Below are 20,198 nucleotides of genomic sequence, written 5' to 3'. Positions count from 1 at the left end.
CCCCGGAACCGGGCATGGAGCCCCGGCTACCGCTCTCCTCAGCCGTGGAAGTTGCGCCGATAGACCGATGGCGACATCTGCATCACCGCGCGCATGTGCAAGCGCATCGCCGCCGCACTTCCGAAGCCGCATCGCGCGGCGACCATGTCGACGCCCAGCTCGGTCGTCTCGAGCAGCTCGCGTGCCCGCTCGAGACGGCGTGCGAGGAGCCACTGCGTGGGCGAGGTCCCGGTCTCCTCCCGGAAGCGGCGCGACAGGGTGCGGGTGCTGATCCCTTCCCGTTCGGCCAGGTCACGCAGGCTGAGCGGCTCGTCGAGATGCTCGAGCGCCCAGCTCCGCGCGCGAGCCGTCCCCGCGACGCCGTCCTCCGTCACGGGACGCGCGGTGAGCTGTGCCTCGCCGGCCTGGCGGTGCGGCGGCATCACCACGCGACGAGACACGACACCGCCCACCGCAGCGCCATGGTCGCTTCGCACCATGTGCAAGCACATGTCCGCCACGGAGGCCACCCCGGCAGAAGTGAGGATGTTTCCGTCTACGGTGTAGAGCACCTCGGGGCGTACCCGCACGGTGGGGAAACGCTCGCGGAACGCCGCCACTCGAGCCCAATGAGTGGTGGCGTCCCGACCGTCGAGCAGCCCGGCCGCGGCCAAGAGGAAAGCGGCGGTACAGATCGAGGCCAGGCGCGTGCCAGGTCGGACGCGGCGCAGGGCCGATGTCATCGCGCTCTGTTCGGCGTCCGAGACACTCACCGCGTCGTGATCGGTCGAGGTCACGATGAGCGTGGACACCTCGGAGAGCAGTTCCGGTCCATGCTCGACGTCGAGGGAGAAGTCCCCGTCCGTGCGGACCGAGCCCGCCTCGAGAGCACACGTCGTCACATCGTAGAACGGTCGACCCTCGGCGTCGCAGGCCTCGCCGAACACGCGATGCACGACTCCCAGTTCCATGGCCAGAACGCCGTCTCGAACCAGGACCGCGACCCGATGCTGCTCCATGGCTCGATCCTTCCACTCCGTGTCCCCGTGACGGCTCGTGTCGAGCAGAACAACGGCCGACACTGCCCTCGTGCTTCCCCCCTCGGCCCGAGAACTGATCCTCAGCGGGACAGCCCTCGCCCACATGACGACCCTGAACCCCGACGGCTCGCCCCAGATGAGCGTCGTCTGGGCAGGCCTGGACGGCGACCGCATCATCACCGGGCACTTCGGCCGCTACCGCAAGATCACCAACCTTCTCCGGGATCCACGGATCGCCCTGTCGTTCGCCGGCCCGACGCCGTTGCCCAACGGAATGCACCCCAACCTGATCGTCTACGGAGAGGCCGAGATCAGCGAAGGTGGCGCCGCGGAGCTGGTCGGACGCCTGGGCAAGGTCTACATCGCCCCTGACTTCGACTTCCCGATGCCTCCGGGGCCGCCGCCCGGCTACGTGATCACCACGACGGTGCGCCGCATCGCCGGTGTCGGACCCTGGATGGACGCGTGAGCGCCCGAGCACCGGGACCCGGGCGTCGCAGCATCGGCGACATCACCCCGAAGCTCGCCGAGCTCACCGACGACGTGCTCTACGCCGACGTCTGGGAACGTCCCGGCCTGAGCAAGCGCAACCGCAGCCTCGTCACCGTGGCCGCACTCGTCGCGCTCTACCGCGCCGACGAACTGGATCTGCACCTCGGGCTGGCCCTCGACAACGGCGTCACCGCCGACGAGCTCACAGAGCTCATCACCCATCTGGCTTTCTACACCGGCTGGCCGTGCTCGGTGACCGCAGCCAAGCAACTGCGCGCCATCCTCGCTGATCGCCCAGAGAACGAGACCCTCCGACCGTGAACGGCCCGCGTTGCTTCTCTCGTCGCTCACGCAGCTCCTCCCCGAGCTGACCGTTCGAGCAGCGGCGTCGACAGCCCGAGGTGGGGAAGCGGGTGACCGGGCCGCGGTCGATCCCTCGGCCCGGTGCGCGCGACGTGGTCTCGGTCACGTCGCGATCTCGTGAGGATCGCGGGTCCGGTGTGTCCAACCCGGGAGTTCGACGGACAGCGCCGTCCAGCCCCGGGCGGTGCCGCAGTTTCCGTCGAACGGGAGGGCAGCGCGATGAGCACGACGAGCCCCGCCACCACGGGTGGGTCGCCGCTGGAGAGCACACAGGGCCGCACGACGATCGCCGACGGCGTCGTCGCGAAGATCGCCGGCCTGGCCGCCCGCGAGGTCAAGGGCGTGCACCGGTTCGGCGGCGGCGCCGCCCGCGCCTTCGGCGCCATCACCGAGCGCATCCCCGGCGGACGCTCGTCCACCACCCAGGGCGTCTCGGTCGAGGTCGGCGAGCGCCAGGCCGCGGTCGACCTGACCATCGTCGTCGACTACGGCGCGTCCATCGCCGAGGTCGCTCGCGCCACCCGCCGCAACGTCATCAGTGCCGTGCAGCAGATGACCGGGCTCGAGGTCGTCGAGGTCAACGTCAACGTCGTCGACCTCCACCTGCCCGGCGACGACGACGGTGGCGACGCCGACACGGCCTCCACCACGGCGCAGGCCCGGGTCCGGTGACCCGCCCCGGCTGTGGTGCGGCGCAGTAGCGAGCAAGACCCTCGACAAGGAGCTGGGCTCCGAGGAAGACGAGGAGGACACCGTGACCGACCGGACCGACAACGGACACGGGGTGCGGCTGCGCCCGATGGTGCACGTGAAGGACCTGACGGCATCGCTCGCGTTCTACGAGCAGCTGGGCGCCCTCGTGGTGCGCGGACGCCGGGACGGCGACCGGGCAGTGATCGAGATCGGGGACGTGCGGGTCGGCCTGCTGGCGCACCCGCCGTACCCCTGCGAGGGCGAGGGCGCGGTCGAGCTGGGCTTCGAGTGCACCGACCCGCTGGAGGAGGTCGAGGCGCGGCTGCGCGCCCGCGGCGTGACGATCGCCCGCCCGACGAGCGACGACGCCGGCGGGCGCCAGCTCCGGCTGGTCAGCCCGGACGGACTCCTGCTCAAGATCGACGAGCTGGACCCGGTCCTCTTCGAGTGACCGCGCGAAGCGGGCGACGTCCGGGGCCGTAGGTCGAGGAGATTGCTCCCGGCTCGGGCGCTGCCCCGACGGCCTGATGTGCGTCGCGATCGGCATCGGCGTCAGCAGCTCGGCGTCGAAGTCCTCCCGAGCTCGGGGAAGAACGGCTTCTGGTCGACGGAACGGATCAGCCATGACCTGTCCGGCAACCCGGAGCTCCTGGAACGCCTCACGCTGCCAGGGCAGCACGTCCCACGCACGTCCCACGCCGCCTCGTCCGCGCGCGGGAGGAACGCGTCGAGGTAGACCGCGCACGTCACGCCATGGCTTCTCCCGGCACGTTCATCGCTGCTGATCGAGACTCGGCAGCACCGAGGACGTCCACGCCGACGCCGACCTCGGTGTTGGTCGACGCCGTCATCGTGACGTTCTCCTCTCGGACGACGGTCTCGCGCAGCATGCGATCCGGAGGTTCGACGCTCATCTCGGGACAGCTTCATCAGACAACTGTCTTCGGGGTCAACGCCACGCCCACCAGGCCATCGCCACCATCGGACGCCGCTGGGGATTCTCCAGCGACTCCCGCGCCGCGTCGTCAGCTCCACTGTGGCCGGCGAGCAGGGCCCGGACCAGCTCGATGCCGGGCTCGGCCCCCACTTCGGCCGAGCCTTCCGGCAGACCTTCGGGGTCACTCCATCAGAATGGCGTCGATCCGCGCGCTCCCACGACTGACCGACGGCCGCCCCAGACACAATGCGATCATCGGGAAGGTCGGTCCACGGCCCGAGGCCATCCGTCCCGCTTCGGGAACCGCTGACATCACACCACGGCCTGTTTCGGACGGTCACCGTTGATGATCGACGCTGGCGAGTACGTCCACTGACCAGCAAGAACGAGCACCGTGCACCATCAAGGAGGACGTGACTCCTGTCCGCCGGGTTCGGGGTTCGAGTCCCTGACGGCGCACTCTTTTCGCTGGTCAACGCTCTATGGAGCGATCTTCGGGCGTATTCCTCCTACTTTCGGGCACGCTTACTCCTGAAACCTGCGCGGCTGAAGATCGTCCGGACCAGCCCGGAGAGTCTTCGGATGAGCGTTGCGGGGAGAGCAGGCGCGCCGTGCGAGCGCACGTGACTCCCCACGTGTGCTCGACTCGCGGGCGTCAGAGTCGGCCGCGGGAGGCTTGACCGTCGACCTGGACCGCGCCTCAACCCGTGAGCAGCGGTCTCGACCAGCAGCTCTGATACGGCCGTGGCGGATACCTCCTCGAGTTCACCGCGGAGAGCGCGTTGTTGCCCTTGGGTCGAGGATCGTGGCGCAGGTCCGGCGGAACACGTGGCTGACCCAGGCGAAGCAGGCCGACGCCGGTGAGCCGGATGCGGGGCGCGTCCACCGTGGCTTCGTCGAGGTCGACCTCCGGCCATGCGACGGCCAGGGCCTCCCCGATGCGGACGCCAGTGCCGATCATGAAGCTGCAGAGGTCGGGCAGGTCCTTGTCGCTGGCGTCCTCGTCGGCGTCGAGCTGGGCCAGCCAGGCGGACTTGGTGCGACGCGGCCAGGAACCAGTCGAGATCGACCCCGAGACCGAGACCACCCTCCGGAAGCGCCTCGATCCCGGGTGATGTGTCCCTGGCGAAGGGCTCAGCAAGGCCCCTACGCTTCGGGAATGTCGGCAGCAGGCTCCTTGGAGCTGGCGCTGGCGTGCGCTCGAGTACGGACCAGCGTGGAGAGCTCGCGGTACCGCGCTGCTGTGGTGCTCAAGAGCGTTCGCGCCGAGCGGCAGCGCGCAGGTGCGGCTCGTGAACACGCACAGGACCAGCGCCGTCGCATGATCACCTCCTGGCTGGCCGGCCACGGACTGGCGTCCGTCGGCGAAGCGCAGAAGCACCCCGACGTTCTCCGTCTCGTCCTCGACACGGCCCGCTCTCTCTACGGCGGTTGCCCGTCGATCAGCGTGACCACGGTCGACCAGCTCCAGGGCGACCGACCGCCGTACCGGACCGCGCTGGCTACCGGCGAAGCGCGTGCCCTCGACGAGTGGCAGTACCGACTGCGGGAAGGCCCGTGCGTCGACGCCGTGCACATCGACGCTGTCACCTTCGTGCGGGCCGACGACTTCCTCGGCGACCAGGCTGCCCAGTCCTGGCCGGAGCTCTGCCCCGCCGTCGCGACACTCGGGGTGCGCTCCTCGCTCTCGATCGCCGTGCCGTGGGACCCGTGGCGTACCGGTCTGCACACCGACCAGCACGCGATCGGCTCCATCAATCTCTACTCGTCCGAGCCACACGCCTTCGGTCAGTCGGAGACCCGAGCGATGATGTTCGGGGCCTGGGTCGCCTCTATCACGATCGGACTCGAGCCCACCGAGGTACTGCTCGACAACAGCTAGCAGCCGGCCGCCAACGCTCACCCGGGCCGGCTCCCGCCCACGATCCACGTAGCACTGAGACAGGACGAGCAGCTCCACGGAGCGATCTCCGATGTGATTCCGGGGCGCTCTACCGCCCGTCCACTCCGGGCTGTCATCTCGCGGCGGGGCTCACCGATGCCGTGAAGGGCAGGACCAGTCGCGACCGGTGCAGCGCGTCGCGATAGATCTTGTGCGTGACAGGCCGGCCCACGGGCAGGTGGAAGGCGTCGGGCGGGAGCAGCGCGTTGTGGGCGTCGGTGAGCGGCTCGTTGCACGACAGCTCGGCCACGAGGCGGTGGCCCGGGCGGATGGTGCTGGCGAACGGGTAGAGCCGGAGCACGTACTCCTCGATCGTCCCGGGCTCCACCGGCACGGCGCGGGTGTGCGGGTGGCGGGGGTCGCCCTCGGTGGTGCGCGAGTCGAGCTCGCGGTGCGACGCCTTGAGGTACCCGCTCGTGATCAGCTGCCGGTTCCCGCTCGGGGCGACATCCCAGAGCCGCAGGATGAAGTTCGTGTCCGGCTGGTCGATCTCGGCGAACAGGTGGGCCGCGCCAGTGCCGATCATCTCCGTGCTCTCCTCGAACGGCGCGGTGCTCCAGCTGAGGATCTCCACCTGGTCGGTGACCGTGAGCGGCGCCTGGTAGAAGCCGTCGGGCACGGCGTGGTCCGGGCCCATCGGTTCGGGTTCCGCGGCGATCCTGTGTCGGGAGCGCAGGTACAGCGACCGGTGCTCGACGTGCTTCGGCGGCCACTGCGCCGCGGTGACGACCTCGCGGGACCCCTCGACGACGACGCGGAGGGCGGGCTCGTCCATGACCCCGTTGTCGATGCCTTTCAGCCAGTAGGAGTACCAGCGGAACATCGTGTCGTGTTCCTCGACCCAGGGGCGCGACTGCATCGGCGGGTACGGCCCGATGTCGAGCTTCTTCGGTCCGCGCAGAGCGTCGAACAGCTCGATGTGCCCGTCGACGGTCCAGCCCCGTCCCTGGTCGATCTGCAGGTAGACCGGGATCTCGACGTCGGCGGCGAGGTTGATCGGGTTGCGCTCCTCGTACCAGTCGCCGTCGAGCTCGTTGAGGAGGATGTCGAACCACGCCTCGTGGTGGGTCGGGTAGTGCAGCAGGTGCACGAGGTTGGGCCAGGCGGCGACGTCGGGGTCGCGCAGGCGTTCGGCGACGCGCCGCCGGATCTCCTCCGGGGAGTACGTCTCGAGCATGCGCGACCGGATGCGGTCGGTGAAGGCCCAGCCGGAGTCGCCGCCGCGGCCCTCGCGGGCGGCGCGGGGCATGAACCACATGACGCCGCCGTGGTAGGTGGTCTCGTAGAAGTCGAAGTGGCCACCCGAGATGAAGACGGCCTTGAGGTGCGGCGGGCGCTCGGCGGCGGCGAGGATCTGCATCGAGCCGTAGTAGGAGATGCCGATCATGCCGACGTTGCCGTCGCACCACGGCTGGGCGGCGACCCACTCGATGACGTCGTAGGCGTCCTGCCCGAGGGACACACCGCCGGCGTTGTAGTTGCCGATGTGCTCGCCCTCGGAGTGCCCACTGCCGCGCAGGTCGCCGATGACGTGCACGTAGCCCTCGTCGACCACCCGCGCGATGTCGCCGGCCTCGATGCAGCCGTCCCACATCGGGCTGGGGCGGCGCTGGGGCGGCATGGTCAGGGCGAGGGCCTGCAGCTCCTTGCCGTACGGGCTGAGCGCGACCAACGCCGGGCGGGGACCGTCGTCGACGGCGGCGTAGGTGTCGGCGGCGAGCTCGACGCCGTCGCGCATCGGGATCCGGAGATCCTTGCGCACCGCGATCTTCCGCCCGGCGAACTCCTGCACCCTGTCGTCAGTCATGGGTCCGTGCCTTCGTCGATGCGTGGGTGAGGTGGCCGTGCACCGTCGTGAAGAACGGGGACGGCTCGAGCCGTGGGTCGCTGGTGTAGCCGAGTTCCTCGGCGGTGCCCGCGAACGGCGAGTACACCGAGTCGGTCACCTCCGGCGCGCGACCGGCGGCGGCGCGGATTCGGGTCTCGATGTCGAGGCTCTCCTGCAACGCCTGCCGTGCCTGGTCGGCGTCGAGCTCGACGCCGTAGGGCTCGCCGGCCGTCGTGCGGAACGGGTGACCCAGGTAGAGGCGCCGGGGGCGGACCTGGTCGCGGAGGTGACGCAGGCTCGCACGGTAGGCGTCCGGGTCCTCGTAGCCGGGGAAGCCGTTCGCGGCCCCGTGGATCTGGACGGCGTCCCCGACGAACACGGACTCCTGCCCGTCCACGACGTACGCGACCGACCCGGCCGTGTGGCCCGGGATGTGGCGCACCGAGACGGTGACACCTCCGCCGAGCGAGAGGGTCTCGCCTCCGGTGACGAGGAGCGACGGCTCCATCTCCCCGGAGATGGCCGCCTCGGCCATGGCCGTCTGCTTCGCGATCCCGTCGGGGTCGTGCAGGTAGGGCTGCCGCACGTCGCGGTAGAGGTCGACGTGGGCCCGCCGCGAGCGCAGCAGGTGCGCGTCGGCCTCGTGGATGACGACCCGGGCGCGCCGGCCCGTGAGCTCCCACAGGGCGTGCGCCCCGCCGAGGTGGTCGATGTGCCCGTGGGTCAGCAGGATCCAGCGGACGTCCTCGATGCGCCGACCGAGCCGCTCGAGCGCGGGCGCGATGCCCTCGGCCGGTGACGCCGCGATGCCCGTGTCGACGACGGCCGGCTCGGGGGCGTCGATGAAGAAGCTGTAGAGCCCGAACCGGCCCCACGGCGAGAACACGGGGTGGATGTCGACAGTCGTGGTCACGACAGCTCGCCCCGTCCCAGGAACTCGGCCGTCTCGTCGAAGACGCGGGCGTACTCCGGGAGCCAGGAGAAGTGCTGGACGAAGCCGTGCCCGGCACCCGCGTACCGGCTGACCCGCACCTCGACGCCGGCCTTCGCGAGCAGCTGTCCGTAGAGCTCGCCCTCGTCGCGCAGGGGGTCGTGCTCGGCGGTGACGATCAGCGCCGGGGGCAGGCCGGTGAGGTCGTCGCGCTTGATCGGCGAGACGAGGGGGTCGGCGGTGTCGGCGCCGCTGTCGAGGTAGAAGGCGTTGAACGGCGCCAGCCCGGCCGTCTCGAGGCCGTAGCCCTCGGCGTTCTCCCGCAGGGAGGAGTAGCGCTCGACGTCGAAGTCCAGGTCGAGCGACGGGTAGTACAGCACCTGATGGGTGATGTGGTCGACGCCGTCGTCGTGGGCCATCGCGGTCACGGCGGCGACGAAGTTCCCGCCGGAGCTGTCCCCGGCGAGGGCGAGTGTCCCGCCGTCCCACCCCGACGTCCCTCGGTGCTCGACAGCCCAGCGGACCACGGCGTAGCAGTCCACGAGGCCCGCCGGGTACGGCGCCTCGGGTGCCCGGCGGTAGCCGACGGAGAGGACCGTCAGGCCGGTCGTCCGTGCGAGGGACCGGGCGACGTGGTCGTGGGTGTCGAGGCTGCCGAGGAAGAACGCACCGCCGTGGAGGTACACGAGCATGCCGGAGGAGGCCGTCGGCGCGGGCGTGTAGCGGCGCACCGGCACCTCACCCGACGGCGTCCGCACGGTCAGGTCCTCGACGGCGTGCACGGGGACGCGGTCGTCGATCGGCGGGACCTGCGCCTCCTCGTCGGCGCGGAGCGCCGCGGGGTCGGGCGGGCCGTCGGGCGGCTCCGGGAGCCGGGCGAGGACCTCGGCGATCCGGAGGTGCAGGGCCATCAGATGCCCGCCTCCTGCGACGCGGGCTTCTGCCCGGGGAAGACGTCGTCGACCTCGTCCTCGCTCCAGCCCTGGCGCGAGATGCGCTGCAGCTCGTCGGTGACGGGCTTGCGCGTCCCCTGGTAGGCCGCCAGCGCCTGGGGGACGGAGTCCTCGTCGCGCAGGGCATCGGCCAGGGCGCCGGCATCCATGATCGCGGAGTTCGCGCCCTGGCCCTGGTGGTGCAGCATCGAGTGCGCGGCGTCGCCGAGCAGGGCGACCGCGCTCGTGTGCCACGACGGGATCGGGTCGATGTCGTAGACGGCCCGGACACTGAGGCTGTCGAGGTCGAGATCGCGGACGATGTCCACGATGCGCCCGTCGAAGCCCTCCACCTTCGCCAGCAGGTGGTCCTTCGTGATCGTCGGGGCCCAGGTGCTGTCCGGGTCGAGGCAGGTGACGTCGAACGACAGTCCCCGGCGGTGGCGCAGCGGCAGCAGGTAGACCTTCGTGCCGCGTCCCATGTACATCCGGAAGTTGTCGTCGACGACCAGTCCGCGGGCGTCGTCGGTGGAGATCACGGTGCGGTAGGCGTGCTCGCCGGAGAACACCGGGGGCTCAGCGCTGAACAACTGCTGGCGCACCACGGACTTGATGCCGTCGGCCCCGATGACGAGGTCGGCCGCGACGGACTCGCCGTCGGCGAAGCGCAGGACGGAGTGGCCGCCGTGGTCCTCGACGGTCTCCAGCCGACATCCGAGGCGCACCATCCCGGGTGGCAGCACGCCCAGCAGCGCGTCGAGGAAGTCGCCGCGGTGGACGAGGTGGGTGTGGGTCGTCTCCGCGTAGTCGTCCATGCCCGGCCACGCCTCCTTCATGATCGGCTCGCCGGTGGCGGTGAGGATCTCGAAGTAGTCGCTCGGGGAGCTGACCGCCGCGACGGCGTCGAAGACGTCCCACCGGCGGAAGCGGTCCATCGTCGAGGGCCGCAGGCCGATGCCGGCACCGACCTCACGGAGCTGCGTCGCCTGCTCGTACACCGTGACGTCGGCGCCGAGCAGGCTCAGGCCCTTCGCCGCCGCGGCACCGCCGTAGCCGGCGCCGACGACGGCGATCTTCAGGTCCTTCGTGTCCATGGCGATCTCTCAGTTCCGGATGGTCAGGAAGTCGGCGGGGTTGTCGACCAGCAGCGTCGTGACGGTGGCGTCGTCCACGCCGGCAGCGCGCAGGTCGGGGATGAGGTCCTCGAACAGGTAGTTCACGGTGTGGCCCTTCACCCCCGGCCAGCCCAGCGGGCTGCAGTTGGCGTCGGCCGAGACGAGGAGCGAAGCGAGGTGGCCCCGTTCCAGCAGGCTCAGGAAGTGGTCGAGACGTTCCTGGCGCGGGCGGGCCCAGAACGGCGGGTCGGGCAGCTCGGTCTCGTAGCCGAAGGTGTCGAAGCCGATGCGCCCGCCGCGGGCGAGCAGCCACTCGTGCGGCGTGATCGAGGAGTTCGGGCCGTCGTCGGCGTGGCCGAACAGGACCCGGTCCAGCGCGAGCCCCTCCTCACCGAAGATCGCGACGGCGGGCTCCGGGTCGATGGCCAGGTGAGTCAGGATCGGCACGCCCGTGGCGACGGCGGCGCGTGCGGCCGCGCGGTAGATGCGCTGGTCCAGCTCGGTCATCCGGCCGCCGCGACTGACCCCCACCTTGATGACGCCGGCCTTGGCGCCGGTGCCGCCGATCCCCACGGTGATCTCGTGGACGAACTGGCGGGCCAGATAGTCCACCGAGGCGCGGGCGAAGTGCGGCAGGGCGGTGTCCCCGCCGACGAAGCCGGTGCAGGCGACGATGTGCACGCCGGTCTTCGTCGACAGGGACCGATAGTGGTCGACGTCGCGGCCGTTGCAGATCCCGGTCACGTCGACGAACGTGCCGCCGCCGAGCTCGTGGAACCCCCGCAGCTTCGGGACGGTCTCGGCGTACCGCTCCTCCGGCGTCTTCCACCACGTGCTGTCCAGCTCGGAGCCGGGCATGCCGTAGCCGATGTGCTCGTGGACGGCCACGACGCCGAGCTCCTCGGCGGGGATCGTGCCGAGCACGGTGTTGACCTTCGACATCAGGCCTTCCCTCCGGTCTCGTCGGCGCGGCGCGTGGTGAGCAGGTCGCGGGGGTTGTCGACGACGATGCGTCGGGCGTCCTGCTCGTCGAGGCCCCGGGACCGCGCGAGCGGGACGAACGTGGCGAGGACGTGCGAGAAGGGGATCTCCCGATGGGGCAGGCCCACGGCGACGCCGATCGCGTCGGCCGAGAGCAGGATGCGGCCCGTGTGCCCGGCCGCCACCAGCTCGAGCACCAGGTCGACGCGCTCGTCGTCGCCGATGTGGGTCCCGTCCTCGCTGCCGACGTGGTCGAGGGCGACGTAGGCGCCGCGACGGGCGACCGCCAGGGGCGCGCCGGCCGCCACCGCGTCGCGGCGGTCGAGACCCCCGATGACCACGCGGTCGCTGGGCAGGCCCTCGTCGAGCACGACCTCGAGGTCGGCGACGGCGTCGGCGCCGTAGCGCAGGGACAGCGGGACGCCGGTGGCGAGCGCCGTCCGGGCGGCGCCCTGGGCCAGGCTCTGGTCGGTGGCGGTCATGCCCTCGCGGGTGGCCGTCGTGGCGACCAGACCCGCGGCGCCCCGGCGCTCGACGCGCGGGACGGCCATGCCCTCGGTGACCTCGAGGGTGAACAGCTCGGCGAACCGCTCGGCGGGCCACGGGGTCGGCGGGTTGGTCTGCGGGGTCAGGAAGTAGCCACCGAGCATCTCTTCCGGGCCCATGCCCGTGGACGCGACGATGTGCACGCCGGTCGAGCGGGACAGCGCCTCGGCCATCCGGATGTCGCGGCCGTGGAACATCCCGGTGCTGTCGACGATCGTCGTGCCGCCGGCGCGGCGGAAGTCGCCCAGCTTGCCGGCCAGGACCTCGAAGATCTCCGCACGGTCGAGCGTGATGTCGAAGGCGTGCTCGGCGCCCGGGACCACGGACAGGAGCGCCTCGTGGACCGAGACGACCCCCAGCTCCTGCGCCGGTACGGGTCCGAGGACGGTGTTGACGGTGCCGGTCATCGCTGACGGGGGTCCTCTCTCTCGATCCGGAGCGCCGCGACCGGGCACAGACGGGCACCGGCCTCCGCGGCACGCTCCAGGCCCGACGGCACGACCTCGTGGCGGACGACCACGACGGCGTCGTCGTCGAGGTCGTAGACGTCGGGGGCGGTGTCGGCACACAGGCCGTGGCCCTCGCAGCGGGCGTGGTCGGCGGTGATCCTCATGCCGGCACCACCTCGAGGACGGGGAGCACCTCGATGCTGCGGGTGATGTTGCTCGGCACGCGGACCTCGTCGCCGACGACCAGACGCTCGACCCGCTCGACGAGCGCGCCGATCACCGCGTGCGCCTCGAGCCGGGCCAGGCCCTGCCCGGCGCAGCCGTGCGGGCCGTAGCCGAAGGACAGGTGGTCGACGGGGTGGCGCTCGATTCGGAAGGTGTCGGGGTCGTCGTAGTGGCGCGGGTCGCGGTTGCCGGCCCCGAGCAGGATCGCGACCTGGGCGCCGGCCGGCACCGTCGTCCCCTCGATCTCGACGTCGCGGGTCACGCGACGGCCCCAGGCGTGGATGGGCGCCCAGAACCGCAGCACCTCGGCGAAGGCGGCCGGCACGAGCGAGCGGTCCGCCCGGACCCGGTCGAACTGCTCGGGGTGGGCGGCGAACAGGGCGACGATGTTGCCGATCCCGGCGACGGTCGTGTCGACGCCGGCGCCCAGGTACTGGTGGATGATGTGGCCGGCGGTGCCGGACGGGATGTCGCCGCGCGCCTCGGCGTCGACGATCCCGCGCCCCACCGAGCCCGGCGCGAGGTCGTCGGCCGTGACGCCGGAGCACCAGGCGTAGAGCTCGCCCGCGATCGGGAAGCTGTCGGCGGTCCGCTGGTTGAGAGGGCCGATGACCTGCATCGCGGCCTGGCCCCAGCGCAGCATGTTGTCGCGGACCGCGCCGGTGAAGCCGATGAGGTCGGCGACGACCCCGAGCGGGAAGGCTCGGGCGAGGGCGTCGACGGCGTCGAAGGAGCCCCGCCTCACCAGCTCGTCGACCAGGGCGGCGGCTTCGGCGTCGATGTGCGCCTCCAGGCCGCGGAGGGCGCGAGGCGTGAGGTTGCGGGTGAGCGTCGCGCGCAGCCGACCGTGGTCCGGCGGGTCCGAGGCGAGCGATGTTCCCTGCAGGGCCTCGTTGACCATCGGGTTGAAGCCGATCGCGCTCGAGGAGAACGTCCCCGGGTCGCCGAGGGCGGTCCGGATGACGTCGTAGCGGGTCAGGGCGTAGACGTCGTTCGCCGGCAGGTGGACGACGCCGCCGAGCTCGCGGAGCCGCGCGTAGGTGGGGTAGGGGTCGAGGAGGACCTCGTCGGCGAAGAGGTCCACGTCGGCGGTCGGGACGGTCATGGCGGTCACCTCGTGATCCGGTCGGGGCGGCGGGCGTCGTCGGTCTCGCCGGGCGCCTCGGGGTGGAGCGGGTCGTGCAGCGACTCCCCGGACGGCTCGCCCTCGCCGGTGCGGGCGGAGAGGCCGAGCAGCGTCAGGAGCGCGGCGGCCGCCGCGGCGATCGCGCAGACCAGGAACGCGGCCTGGAAGCCTGCGCCCAGCGCGGTGAGGGCCAGCGGCTGTGCCGCCCCGCCGGGAGCACCCGGCGGCAGGCTGTTGACGGCGAGCGGGCCTCCCGCCCGGAACACCTCGGCGGCGACGCCCGCCTGGTCGGCGGAGAGGGTCGACAGCCCGGCGCCGAGATTCTCGGCGGCGGTGCTCAGGGCCACGGCGCCGACGACGATGGGACCGAGGGCGAAGCCGAGGTCACGCAGCAGGTTGGTCGTCGCGCTGGCCATGCCCGCGAGGTGCAGCGGCACGGTGTTGATCGCGACGGCGGTGAACGAGCTGACCGACAGGGCGAAGCCGATGCCGATGCACAGGGCGGGCGCCACCATCGGCGTCAGACTCATGTCCAGCACGTCGAGCCGGGAGGCGAGCCATGCTCCTGCGGCCATGAGCCCGAACCCCCCGGTGAGGAGCCACCGGGCGGCGACCCGCGCGAGCAGCCGCGAGATCACCGGGATCAGGAGGAACGCCGGCGCCTGGATGAGCAGCAGCGGGATGCCGACCCGGGCGGGCGCCTGGTGCTGGACCGCGCCGAGCCAGATGCTGAACGAGAACGCCGAGCCGAGGAACGCGAGCATCCCGACGACGGTCACGATCGAGGCCACCGAGAAGGCCCGGTTGCGGAACAGGTCGAGGTGCAGCAGCGGGGTCGCCGCCCGCCGCTCGACGACCACGAACAGGACGAGGGAGGCGACGCCCACCACGAGCGCGCCCACGATGTGCGGCCGTCCCCACCCGTCCTCGGCGCCCTGGACCAGCGCGTAGAGGACGGCGATCAGCCCGACCGCGAAGGTGACCTGCCCCGGGATGTCGAGGCCGCGACCCTCGGGGGCCGTCGACTCGGCCGAGAGCAGCAGCGTCACGAGGACCGTGACGGCCCCCAGCGCGGCGACGATGGCGAACGACCCGCGCCAGGTGCCGACCTCGGCGAACACCCCGCCGAGCAGCGGCGAGACCGCCGCACCGGCGGAGAGGAACCCGGCCCACAGGGCGATGCCGCGGGCGCGCGCCTCCGGGGTGTGCGTCACCGCGGCCACCAGCGCCAGCGAGGCCGGGAAGAGCGCTCCCGCGCCGAGGCCGTTCAGTGCCGCGCCCACCCAGAGGACGTGGATCGTCGGCGCGAGCGCGGACACCAGCGAGCCGGCGATGAGCACCACGCCACCCGCGGCCTGGAGCCGGCGGCGGCCGAAGAGGTCGCCGAGCACGCCGAAGGTCAGCTCGAAGACGACCACCGCGATCATGAAGGCCGCGGTGATCCACGTCAGCTGCGACCCGGTGGCGCCGAGGTCGGACTGGAACAGCCCGTTGAGGGACGCGGGCAGGGCGTTCGCGACCTGCGCCACCAGCACGGCGACGCATGCGGCGACGAGGGTCCCGGTGACCCGGGCAGGGCCCACCGGCGCGGACGGGGACGGCGTGGTCCCGGGCTGCGCGGCCCCCTGGATCGGTGGCATGGCTCTCCCCTTCGAGAGTCCGGACATGGGTGGTCGCCGATCCGGTGGGACGGAGGCGGTCGGGCCGGAGGGCTGTGGGAGCCGTCACGGCGTTGCTGAGCACAGTGACAGCTAGATTTACGTCATGTCAAGAAAACTGGCACAACGTTGAGTCGGCTCGAGCGACCGGTCACCTATCGTTGCCGGCATGACACTGGGAGGGGCGGTCGTCGAGCCGGCGGCCGCACGTGCCGCGGCGAGGAGCGACTGACATGGCGGGACTGCGTGCCGCGCAGAAGGAGATGACCCGCCGCCTGCTGCTCACGACGGCGCTCGAGACGTTCGAGGCCAAGGGCTACGCAGCGACGACGGTCGACGACATCGCCACCGCGGCCGGCACGACCCGGGTGACCTTCTACTCCTACTTCCCGTCGCGCAGCGACCTGGTGAAAGAGCTCATCGCCGAGCTGAACCAGATGCTCGAGCGCATCAGCTCGCCCGACCACGGGTCCACCGCGGGCGACCTCGTGGCCGCCGTGCGCGACGGCTCGCGCGATGCCATCGGGGCCTGGCTGGTGGAACGGTCGAAGCAGTGGGACGCGATCCGGCCCTACACGGTGGCCGCCTTCGAGGCGGCGGCGGTCGACCCCGAGCTGCGAGGACTCGTCGACCAGTGGATCGAGGAGGTGGCCAGCGACATCGAAGAGGGTCTCGACGCCGCCGGTCGCTTCGACAAGACGTCACGCCACATGCGGGGCGTGCTCGCGTTCGCCCAGCTCGACCACGTCGCCCGGAGCTGGGCCCGGGGACGCGATCGGGCCGAGCTCGACATCATGATCGAGGTCCTGACCGACAGCTGGTGGAAGCTGCTCTCCGACGACCTCTGAGATGCTCAGCCGTGTGTGGCCTCGCGGACGACCCGCCGGCGTTGAAGCCAACGCCGAGATCAGCCGCTCGGGCGCCCTCAGCGCGGCCGGAGACGCCCACTTCGCGCTCTCCGACGCCTTCGTCTCCCGGCAACTCTCCGACGGAGACACCATCCACGTCGGGCACGCGACGCTGCTCTTCCGCGCCGAGGCTCTCGACGTCAGCCGGATCACGGCGCCGATCGGCCGGGGGCGACGAGGCTACGCCCGGGCGAGCTCCAGCAGCGGGTTGCGGGAGCTTGCGGCGCGCTCACCGGGCTCGGTGCCGGGGACGAACAGTCGCCAGTCGCCACTGACCATCGTGGGAGCGTCGATGATGCGGGCACCGTCCGCGTAGTAAGTCGCCCCCAGCACCATGCGCGGCCGGGTGGAGCGGTTGGCGCCGGCGGTGTGGAAGCACAGCGTGGAGTGGAAGCTGACGTCGCCGAGCGCGAACGGCTCCTCGACCACCTCGACACCCGCGGCGGCGAACGCCCGGGAGACCTGCCGGTCGAACGACGTGCCGTGCTTGTCGAACGGCAGCTCGGCGACGACGTCGCGGGCGTGCATCCCGCGGGCGAACGCGAGCGGCCCCATCGCCGCGGGCACGGCCTGCAGGGGCATCCAGGTGGAGACGACGTCGTGGCTGTCGAGCGGGAAGTGGTGCGCGTCCTCGTGCCAGGGGGTGCGGCCGCCGCCGGGCTCCTTGCACAGCGCGCTGTCGTGGTAGAGCCGCAGCGCGTCGACGCCGAGCAGGGCGGCGCTGATGGACCCGATCCGAGGGGAGAGCACCGCGGCCCGCACGAGGTCGTCCTCGAGCCACATCATCTCGCGGCTGCGCAGCCCCGAGGCGCTCGACCGGTCGGTGAGCATGGCCGCCAGCCGCCGGCGCAGGACCTCGGCGGCCCCGGGCGTGATCACCCCGGACAGTCGGACGAAACCGTCGATCGCGAACGCGGCGACCGACGCGTCGTCGAGCGGGTAGGGCTCGGCAAGCTGCGCGATCACCTCGGCCTCGTCCGGGAGCGGCCCGGGATCCGGGACGGGCACCTCGACCAGGTCGCCGTCGCCGTCCTGCCGCTCGGCCAGCGTCATGTACCAGTCCCACCACGACTCGTTGTCGGAGTCCCAGGCGGCCGAGACGTCGGTGGAGGCCCCGGCGCCGGTGGCGTCGGAGAGCCGGTCGTTCACGGCGCTCACGCCGCCACCTCCCAGGTGATGACGTGGACGTGCTGGGTGAAGGTGTAGCCGCCGTCGGTGCGGCACTCCGCGAGGTAGGCGCCCACCATCGCGTCGGCCTCCATCGCGTCGAGCGGGACCGAGTCCTCGAACACGCAGCGCTGCAGGAATCCCTCGACGGTGGCGCGGTCGTCGGAGGCGACGGTGTACTCGATCGGCTCGACCCTCGGCCGGACACCCGCGCGACCCAGGGCATCGGCCACCTGCTCGGCGGTCGAGAACGGCGTCGACGCGGGCGCGAAGGAGTCCCTGAACAGGCCGGCGAAGCGCAGGTAGTGCGACGCGGTGGTCGCCTGGACCACGGTCCCGAACCCGCCGGGGCGGAGCGCGGCGACCATGCGGGCGAGGGCCGCGTCGAGCTGCCCGGCCGGGATCGCATAGAGCGCGTGCGTCGCCCACGCCACGTCGAACCCACCCACCGAGGGAGGGAGGTCCTGCAGGCGGACCTCGTGCTCCCCGCGGACCACGAACGGCGGGCCGAGCACCGAACGCGCCTCGGAGATCGAGAACGCGGACGGGTCGAGCAGGTCGACCCCGACCGAACACCCGCCGACCCGGTCCGCCAGCCCGCGTCGCACCAGCTCCGCGGGGAACTTCCCGCTGCCACAGGCGACGTCGAGCACCCGGACCTCGGCGTCGCCCCCGGCGTGCCCACGCAGGTCCGCAGCCCAATCGCGTGCCACGACCATCTGCCGGTAGTCCTCGATGGCGAGGGCGTAGAAGGCCTCCATCCCCCGCCGCCCGGTCTCGGCCCAATGGACGAGGCTGCGCGCCTCGGTGTCCGTCGTCCCCACGTCCACGCGACGCCGTCCTCTCCGACCGGCGACTCCGCGTGGTGCGCGACACCCGGGTCGACCCGACGATGCCACCGCGCGGGCCGCTCCGCGCGGCCAGCAGACACCGTCGCCGCCCGGACGACGAGGCGTCCTGGTGGACAAGCCGGCGAGAGGGCGTCGAGGCTGACCGGTCACGACGTGTCCGCCGACGTGGACCGAGCACGTCCCGTCAGATCGCGGTGATCTCGACGGTGTGCCATCCGGTGGCGCCGTCGGGGATGGTGAGGCTGGGTGTGGCGACCTGGGTGTCGCCGCCGCGGTCGGTGGCGCGGACCTGAAGGCGGTGGGCCCCCGGAGCCAGGTCGAGGTCGGTGCGCCACATGCGCCAGGTGTCGATCGAGACGTCGCGGGCGAGCTCGGCGTCCTGCCAGGCGCCGGCGTCGGCACGGACCTCCACCCGCGCGACACCGGTGTGCTGGGCCCAAGCGACGCCGGCGACGGTCACCCGGCCGGAGAGCACGCTGCTGCCTGCCCGGGGGACGTCGACGCGTGACTGCGTCTTCACCGGAGCCTGCTCGGCCCACCCCCGCTGCTCCCAGTAAGAGGTGAACTCGGCGAAGGTCGTGAGCTCCATGTCGGTGAGCCACTTGCACCCGGAGACGAATCCGTAGAGGCCGGGAACGACCATGCGCACGGGGAATCCGTGCTCCACCGGCAGCGGCTCGCCGTTCATGGCGACCGCGAGCATGGCCGCGCGGCCGTCGGTCACCGCGGCGATCGGGGTGCCGGTGGTGAAGCCGTCGACGCTGGTGGAGGCGATCTGCTCGGCCTGCGGCCGGACGCCGGCCTCGGCGAGCAGATCGGCCAGTGGCACGCCGAGGAAGACGGCGTTCGAGATCAGCGAACCGCCGACCTCGTTGGACACGCAGGTCATCGTGATCGGCGCCTCGACGAGGCGGCGGGCGCGCAGGTCGTCGTAGGACAGGCGCAGCTCGCGGTCCACCAGGCCGTGGATGCGCAGCGCGTAGTCGCGGGCCGTGAGCTGCGGGACCTGCAGGGCCGTGTCGATGCGGTAGAACGCGCTGTTCGGGGTCAGCCACGTCGGCGTCCCCTGCGCGGCGAAGTCCGCGCCGGTGAGGTCGAGCGGACGCGCCGGACCGCCGGGGAGGGCGCCGGCGGTCGCCCGCGAGGCCTCCGCCCCGCCCGTCGCCGCCAGCCACCGGCCGGCCACCGCCGCCACCCCGGCTCCCGCCGCCACGCCGGTGACCCCGAGCAGGAACCGGCGCCGCGCCGCGCCGCGCGTCCCCATCGGTCCGGCGCGGTGAACGGTGGGCTGGTCCCCGACCCCCTCCGCCACGTCTCCGGTGCGGCCGTCCGGGTCGGGACCCTCCTCCGCGGCGTCCGGCGGAGCGGCGGCGCGGCGCATCGCGAGTCGGTGCAGGCCGATCCAGACGGCGAGCCCGGCGACGAGGGTGGCGAGCGGGGCGACCAGGTCGGCGGTCGAGAACGTCGGAGCGGCCGTGGCCGAGGCGATGGCGGCGGCGCCGAGCAGGACGACGACGATCGCGCCCGGTGTCCCGCTCCGGCGGCTCGCCAGCCCCGCCGCGACGGCCACGAGGACGAGGACGACGGCCATGCCCACCAGCAGCGCCGTCTTGTCGTACACACCGAACGTGGCGATCGCGAACGCCTTGAGCCATTCCGGGGTGAGGCGGATGACCTGACCGCCCACCGCGAGCACCGGCGACGACGCCGGCGAGAGCAGGCCGGCCACGAGGTCGCCGACCGCGAGCGCCGCGCCGAGGGCCAGGAGCCCGCAGAGCGCGGCCGGACGCGGCTCCAGCCGCGCCGCCGTGGTGGGGACCGGGTCGTCCGTCGAGGTCGGCACGCCCCGGCATACGCGCCCGGGCCCCCGGCGAGTTCACGCCCGTCACCCGTCGGCACACCGCCCGCCGCGCGCACGCCGCCGCTGAGCACGGCCGAACGGCACAGCAGAGCCCCGGTACGATCCACGTCCGAGTGGCGGAACGAAGATGCCCGTGTGACCGCAACCTCACTGGTCCGTCCTGCCGAGCAGTCG

Annotated in this window: 22 protein-coding genes; 6 read left to right on the top strand and 16 right to left on the bottom strand. The window is 72.1% G+C overall.

Annotated features, from left to right (window positions below):
- Positions 1–38 precede the first annotated feature (38 nt).
- A complete protein-coding gene (locus ACR9E3_RS09655; protein WP_460380020.1) occupies positions 39–998 on the bottom strand; it encodes a GlxA family transcriptional regulator in 960 nt (319 codons plus the stop codon).
- Positions 999–1,035: 37 nt separating this feature from the next.
- Here ACR9E3_RS09655 and ACR9E3_RS09650 point away from each other — a divergent pair, with 37 nt between their 5' ends.
- The 4 genes from ACR9E3_RS09650 to ACR9E3_RS09635 all read left to right on the top strand — a co-directional run bounded on the left by ACR9E3_RS09650 (position 1,036) and on the right by ACR9E3_RS09635 (position 3,018).
- Positions 1,036–1,488 carry a pyridoxamine 5'-phosphate oxidase family protein gene (locus tag ACR9E3_RS09650; protein WP_460380019.1) on the top strand — a complete coding sequence of 151 codons (453 nt, stop codon included), beginning with the start codon at positions 1,036–1,038 and terminating at the stop codon, positions 1,486–1,488.
- A complete protein-coding gene (locus tag ACR9E3_RS09645; RefSeq protein WP_460380018.1) occupies positions 1,485–1,832 on the top strand; it encodes a carboxymuconolactone decarboxylase family protein in 348 nt (115 codons plus the stop codon). Before ACR9E3_RS09650 ends, ACR9E3_RS09645 begins: the two co-directional genes overlap by 4 nt.
- 261 nt (positions 1,833–2,093) lie before the next feature.
- Positions 2,094–2,546 (top strand): Asp23/Gls24 family envelope stress response protein, encoded by a 453-nt coding sequence (locus tag ACR9E3_RS09640; protein WP_460380017.1) that lies wholly within the window; start codon positions 2,094–2,096, stop codon positions 2,544–2,546.
- A gap of 82 nt (positions 2,547–2,628) precedes the next feature.
- Positions 2,629–3,018: a VOC family protein gene (locus ACR9E3_RS09635; RefSeq protein ID WP_460380016.1), complete on the top strand. Its 390-nt coding sequence runs from the start codon at positions 2,629–2,631 to the stop codon at positions 3,016–3,018.
- A 295-nt stretch (positions 3,019–3,313) separates the two neighbouring features.
- Here ACR9E3_RS09635 and ACR9E3_RS09630 read toward each other — a convergent pair whose 3' ends face one another.
- The 3 genes from ACR9E3_RS09630 to ACR9E3_RS09620 form a co-directional block, all read right to left on the bottom strand.
- Positions 3,314–3,481 (bottom strand): hypothetical protein, encoded by a 168-nt coding sequence (locus tag ACR9E3_RS09630; RefSeq protein ID WP_460380015.1) that lies wholly within the window; start codon positions 3,479–3,481, stop codon positions 3,314–3,316.
- 35 nt (positions 3,482–3,516) lie between these two features.
- Positions 3,517–3,654 (bottom strand): hypothetical protein, encoded by a 138-nt coding sequence (locus ACR9E3_RS09625; protein ID WP_460380014.1) that lies wholly within the window; start codon positions 3,652–3,654, stop codon positions 3,517–3,519.
- A gap of 550 nt (positions 3,655–4,204) precedes the next feature.
- Complete coding sequence (locus ACR9E3_RS09620) at positions 4,205–4,591, bottom strand: hypothetical protein (protein WP_460380013.1); 387 nt, start codon at positions 4,589–4,591, stop codon at positions 4,205–4,207.
- A gap of 156 nt (positions 4,592–4,747) precedes the next feature.
- On the opposite strand from ACR9E3_RS09620, the gene ACR9E3_RS09615 reads away from it, so the two are divergent.
- On the top strand, positions 4,748–5,386 hold the full coding sequence (locus ACR9E3_RS09615) for a GAF domain-containing protein (RefSeq protein ID WP_460380012.1): 639 nt from the start codon (positions 4,748–4,750) through the stop codon (positions 5,384–5,386).
- 133 nt (positions 5,387–5,519) lie between these two features.
- On the opposite strand, the gene ACR9E3_RS09610 is transcribed toward ACR9E3_RS09615, so the two are convergent.
- The 9 genes from ACR9E3_RS09610 to ACR9E3_RS09570 are packed head-to-tail and all read right to left on the bottom strand — an operon-like array spanning position 5,520 to position 15,219.
- Positions 5,520–7,253 (bottom strand): CocE/NonD family hydrolase, encoded by a 1,734-nt coding sequence (locus ACR9E3_RS09610; RefSeq protein ID WP_460380011.1) that lies wholly within the window; start codon positions 7,251–7,253, stop codon positions 5,520–5,522.
- Entirely contained in the window at positions 7,246–8,187 is a 942-nt protein-coding gene (locus ACR9E3_RS09605) for an MBL fold metallo-hydrolase (RefSeq protein WP_460380010.1), read from the bottom strand. Before ACR9E3_RS09605 ends, ACR9E3_RS09610 begins: the two co-directional genes overlap by 8 nt.
- The gene (locus tag ACR9E3_RS09600) at positions 8,184–9,116 is read right to left on the bottom strand and encodes an alpha/beta hydrolase (RefSeq protein ID WP_460380009.1); all 933 of its coding nucleotides are present in this window, start codon (positions 9,114–9,116) and stop codon (positions 8,184–8,186) included. Before ACR9E3_RS09600 ends, ACR9E3_RS09605 begins: the two co-directional genes overlap by 4 nt.
- Positions 9,116–10,231, bottom strand: a complete 1,116-nt coding sequence (locus tag ACR9E3_RS09595) for an FAD-dependent oxidoreductase (RefSeq protein WP_460380008.1) — start codon at positions 10,229–10,231, stop codon at positions 9,116–9,118. The genes ACR9E3_RS09600 and ACR9E3_RS09595 overlap by 1 nt, the downstream gene beginning before the upstream one ends.
- A gap of 9 nt (positions 10,232–10,240) precedes the next feature.
- Positions 10,241–11,194 (bottom strand): phosphotriesterase family protein, encoded by a 954-nt coding sequence (locus ACR9E3_RS09590; RefSeq protein ID WP_460380007.1) that lies wholly within the window; start codon positions 11,192–11,194, stop codon positions 10,241–10,243.
- Positions 11,194–12,186, bottom strand: a complete 993-nt coding sequence (locus ACR9E3_RS09585) for a phosphotriesterase family protein (RefSeq protein ID WP_460380006.1) — start codon at positions 12,184–12,186, stop codon at positions 11,194–11,196. Before ACR9E3_RS09585 ends, ACR9E3_RS09590 begins: the two co-directional genes overlap by 1 nt.
- Positions 12,183–12,392, bottom strand: a complete 210-nt coding sequence (locus ACR9E3_RS09580) for a ferredoxin (protein ID WP_460380005.1) — start codon at positions 12,390–12,392, stop codon at positions 12,183–12,185. The genes ACR9E3_RS09585 and ACR9E3_RS09580 overlap by 4 nt, the downstream gene beginning before the upstream one ends.
- Positions 12,389–13,558, bottom strand: a complete 1,170-nt coding sequence (locus tag ACR9E3_RS09575) for a cytochrome P450 (RefSeq protein ID WP_460380004.1) — start codon at positions 13,556–13,558, stop codon at positions 12,389–12,391. The genes ACR9E3_RS09580 and ACR9E3_RS09575 overlap by 4 nt, the downstream gene beginning before the upstream one ends.
- Positions 13,559–13,563: 5 nt before the next feature.
- Positions 13,564–15,219, bottom strand: a complete 1,656-nt coding sequence (locus tag ACR9E3_RS09570) for an MFS transporter (RefSeq protein ID WP_460380002.1) — start codon at positions 15,217–15,219, stop codon at positions 13,564–13,566.
- 251 nt (positions 15,220–15,470) lie between these two features.
- On the opposite strand from ACR9E3_RS09570, the gene ACR9E3_RS09565 reads away from it, so the two are divergent.
- Positions 15,471–16,085 (top strand): TetR/AcrR family transcriptional regulator, encoded by a 615-nt coding sequence (locus ACR9E3_RS09565; protein ID WP_460380001.1) that lies wholly within the window; start codon positions 15,471–15,473, stop codon positions 16,083–16,085.
- Positions 16,086–16,325: 240 nt separating this feature from the next.
- On the opposite strand, the gene ACR9E3_RS09560 is transcribed toward ACR9E3_RS09565, so the two are convergent.
- From ACR9E3_RS09560 to ACR9E3_RS09550, 3 genes are all read right to left on the bottom strand, one after another.
- The gene (locus ACR9E3_RS09560; protein WP_460380000.1) at positions 16,326–17,303 is read right to left on the bottom strand and encodes a phytanoyl-CoA dioxygenase family protein; all 978 of its coding nucleotides are present in this window, start codon (positions 17,301–17,303) and stop codon (positions 16,326–16,328) included.
- The gene (locus ACR9E3_RS09555; protein WP_460379999.1) at positions 17,300–18,142 is read right to left on the bottom strand and encodes a class I SAM-dependent methyltransferase; all 843 of its coding nucleotides are present in this window, start codon (positions 18,140–18,142) and stop codon (positions 17,300–17,302) included. Before ACR9E3_RS09555 ends, ACR9E3_RS09560 begins: the two co-directional genes overlap by 4 nt.
- A 205-nt stretch (positions 18,143–18,347) precedes the next feature.
- Positions 18,348–20,006, bottom strand: coding sequence for a molybdopterin-dependent oxidoreductase (locus ACR9E3_RS09550; RefSeq protein WP_460379998.1), 1,659 nt, complete (start codon positions 20,004–20,006; stop codon positions 18,348–18,350).
- Positions 20,007–20,198 lie beyond the last annotated feature (192 nt).

The sequence above is a fragment of the Actinomycetospora sp. C-140 genome, from assembly GCF_054796175.1.
Note: the sequence above shows the minus strand (reverse complement) of the source record. Positions and strands in the feature narration are given on the sequence as shown.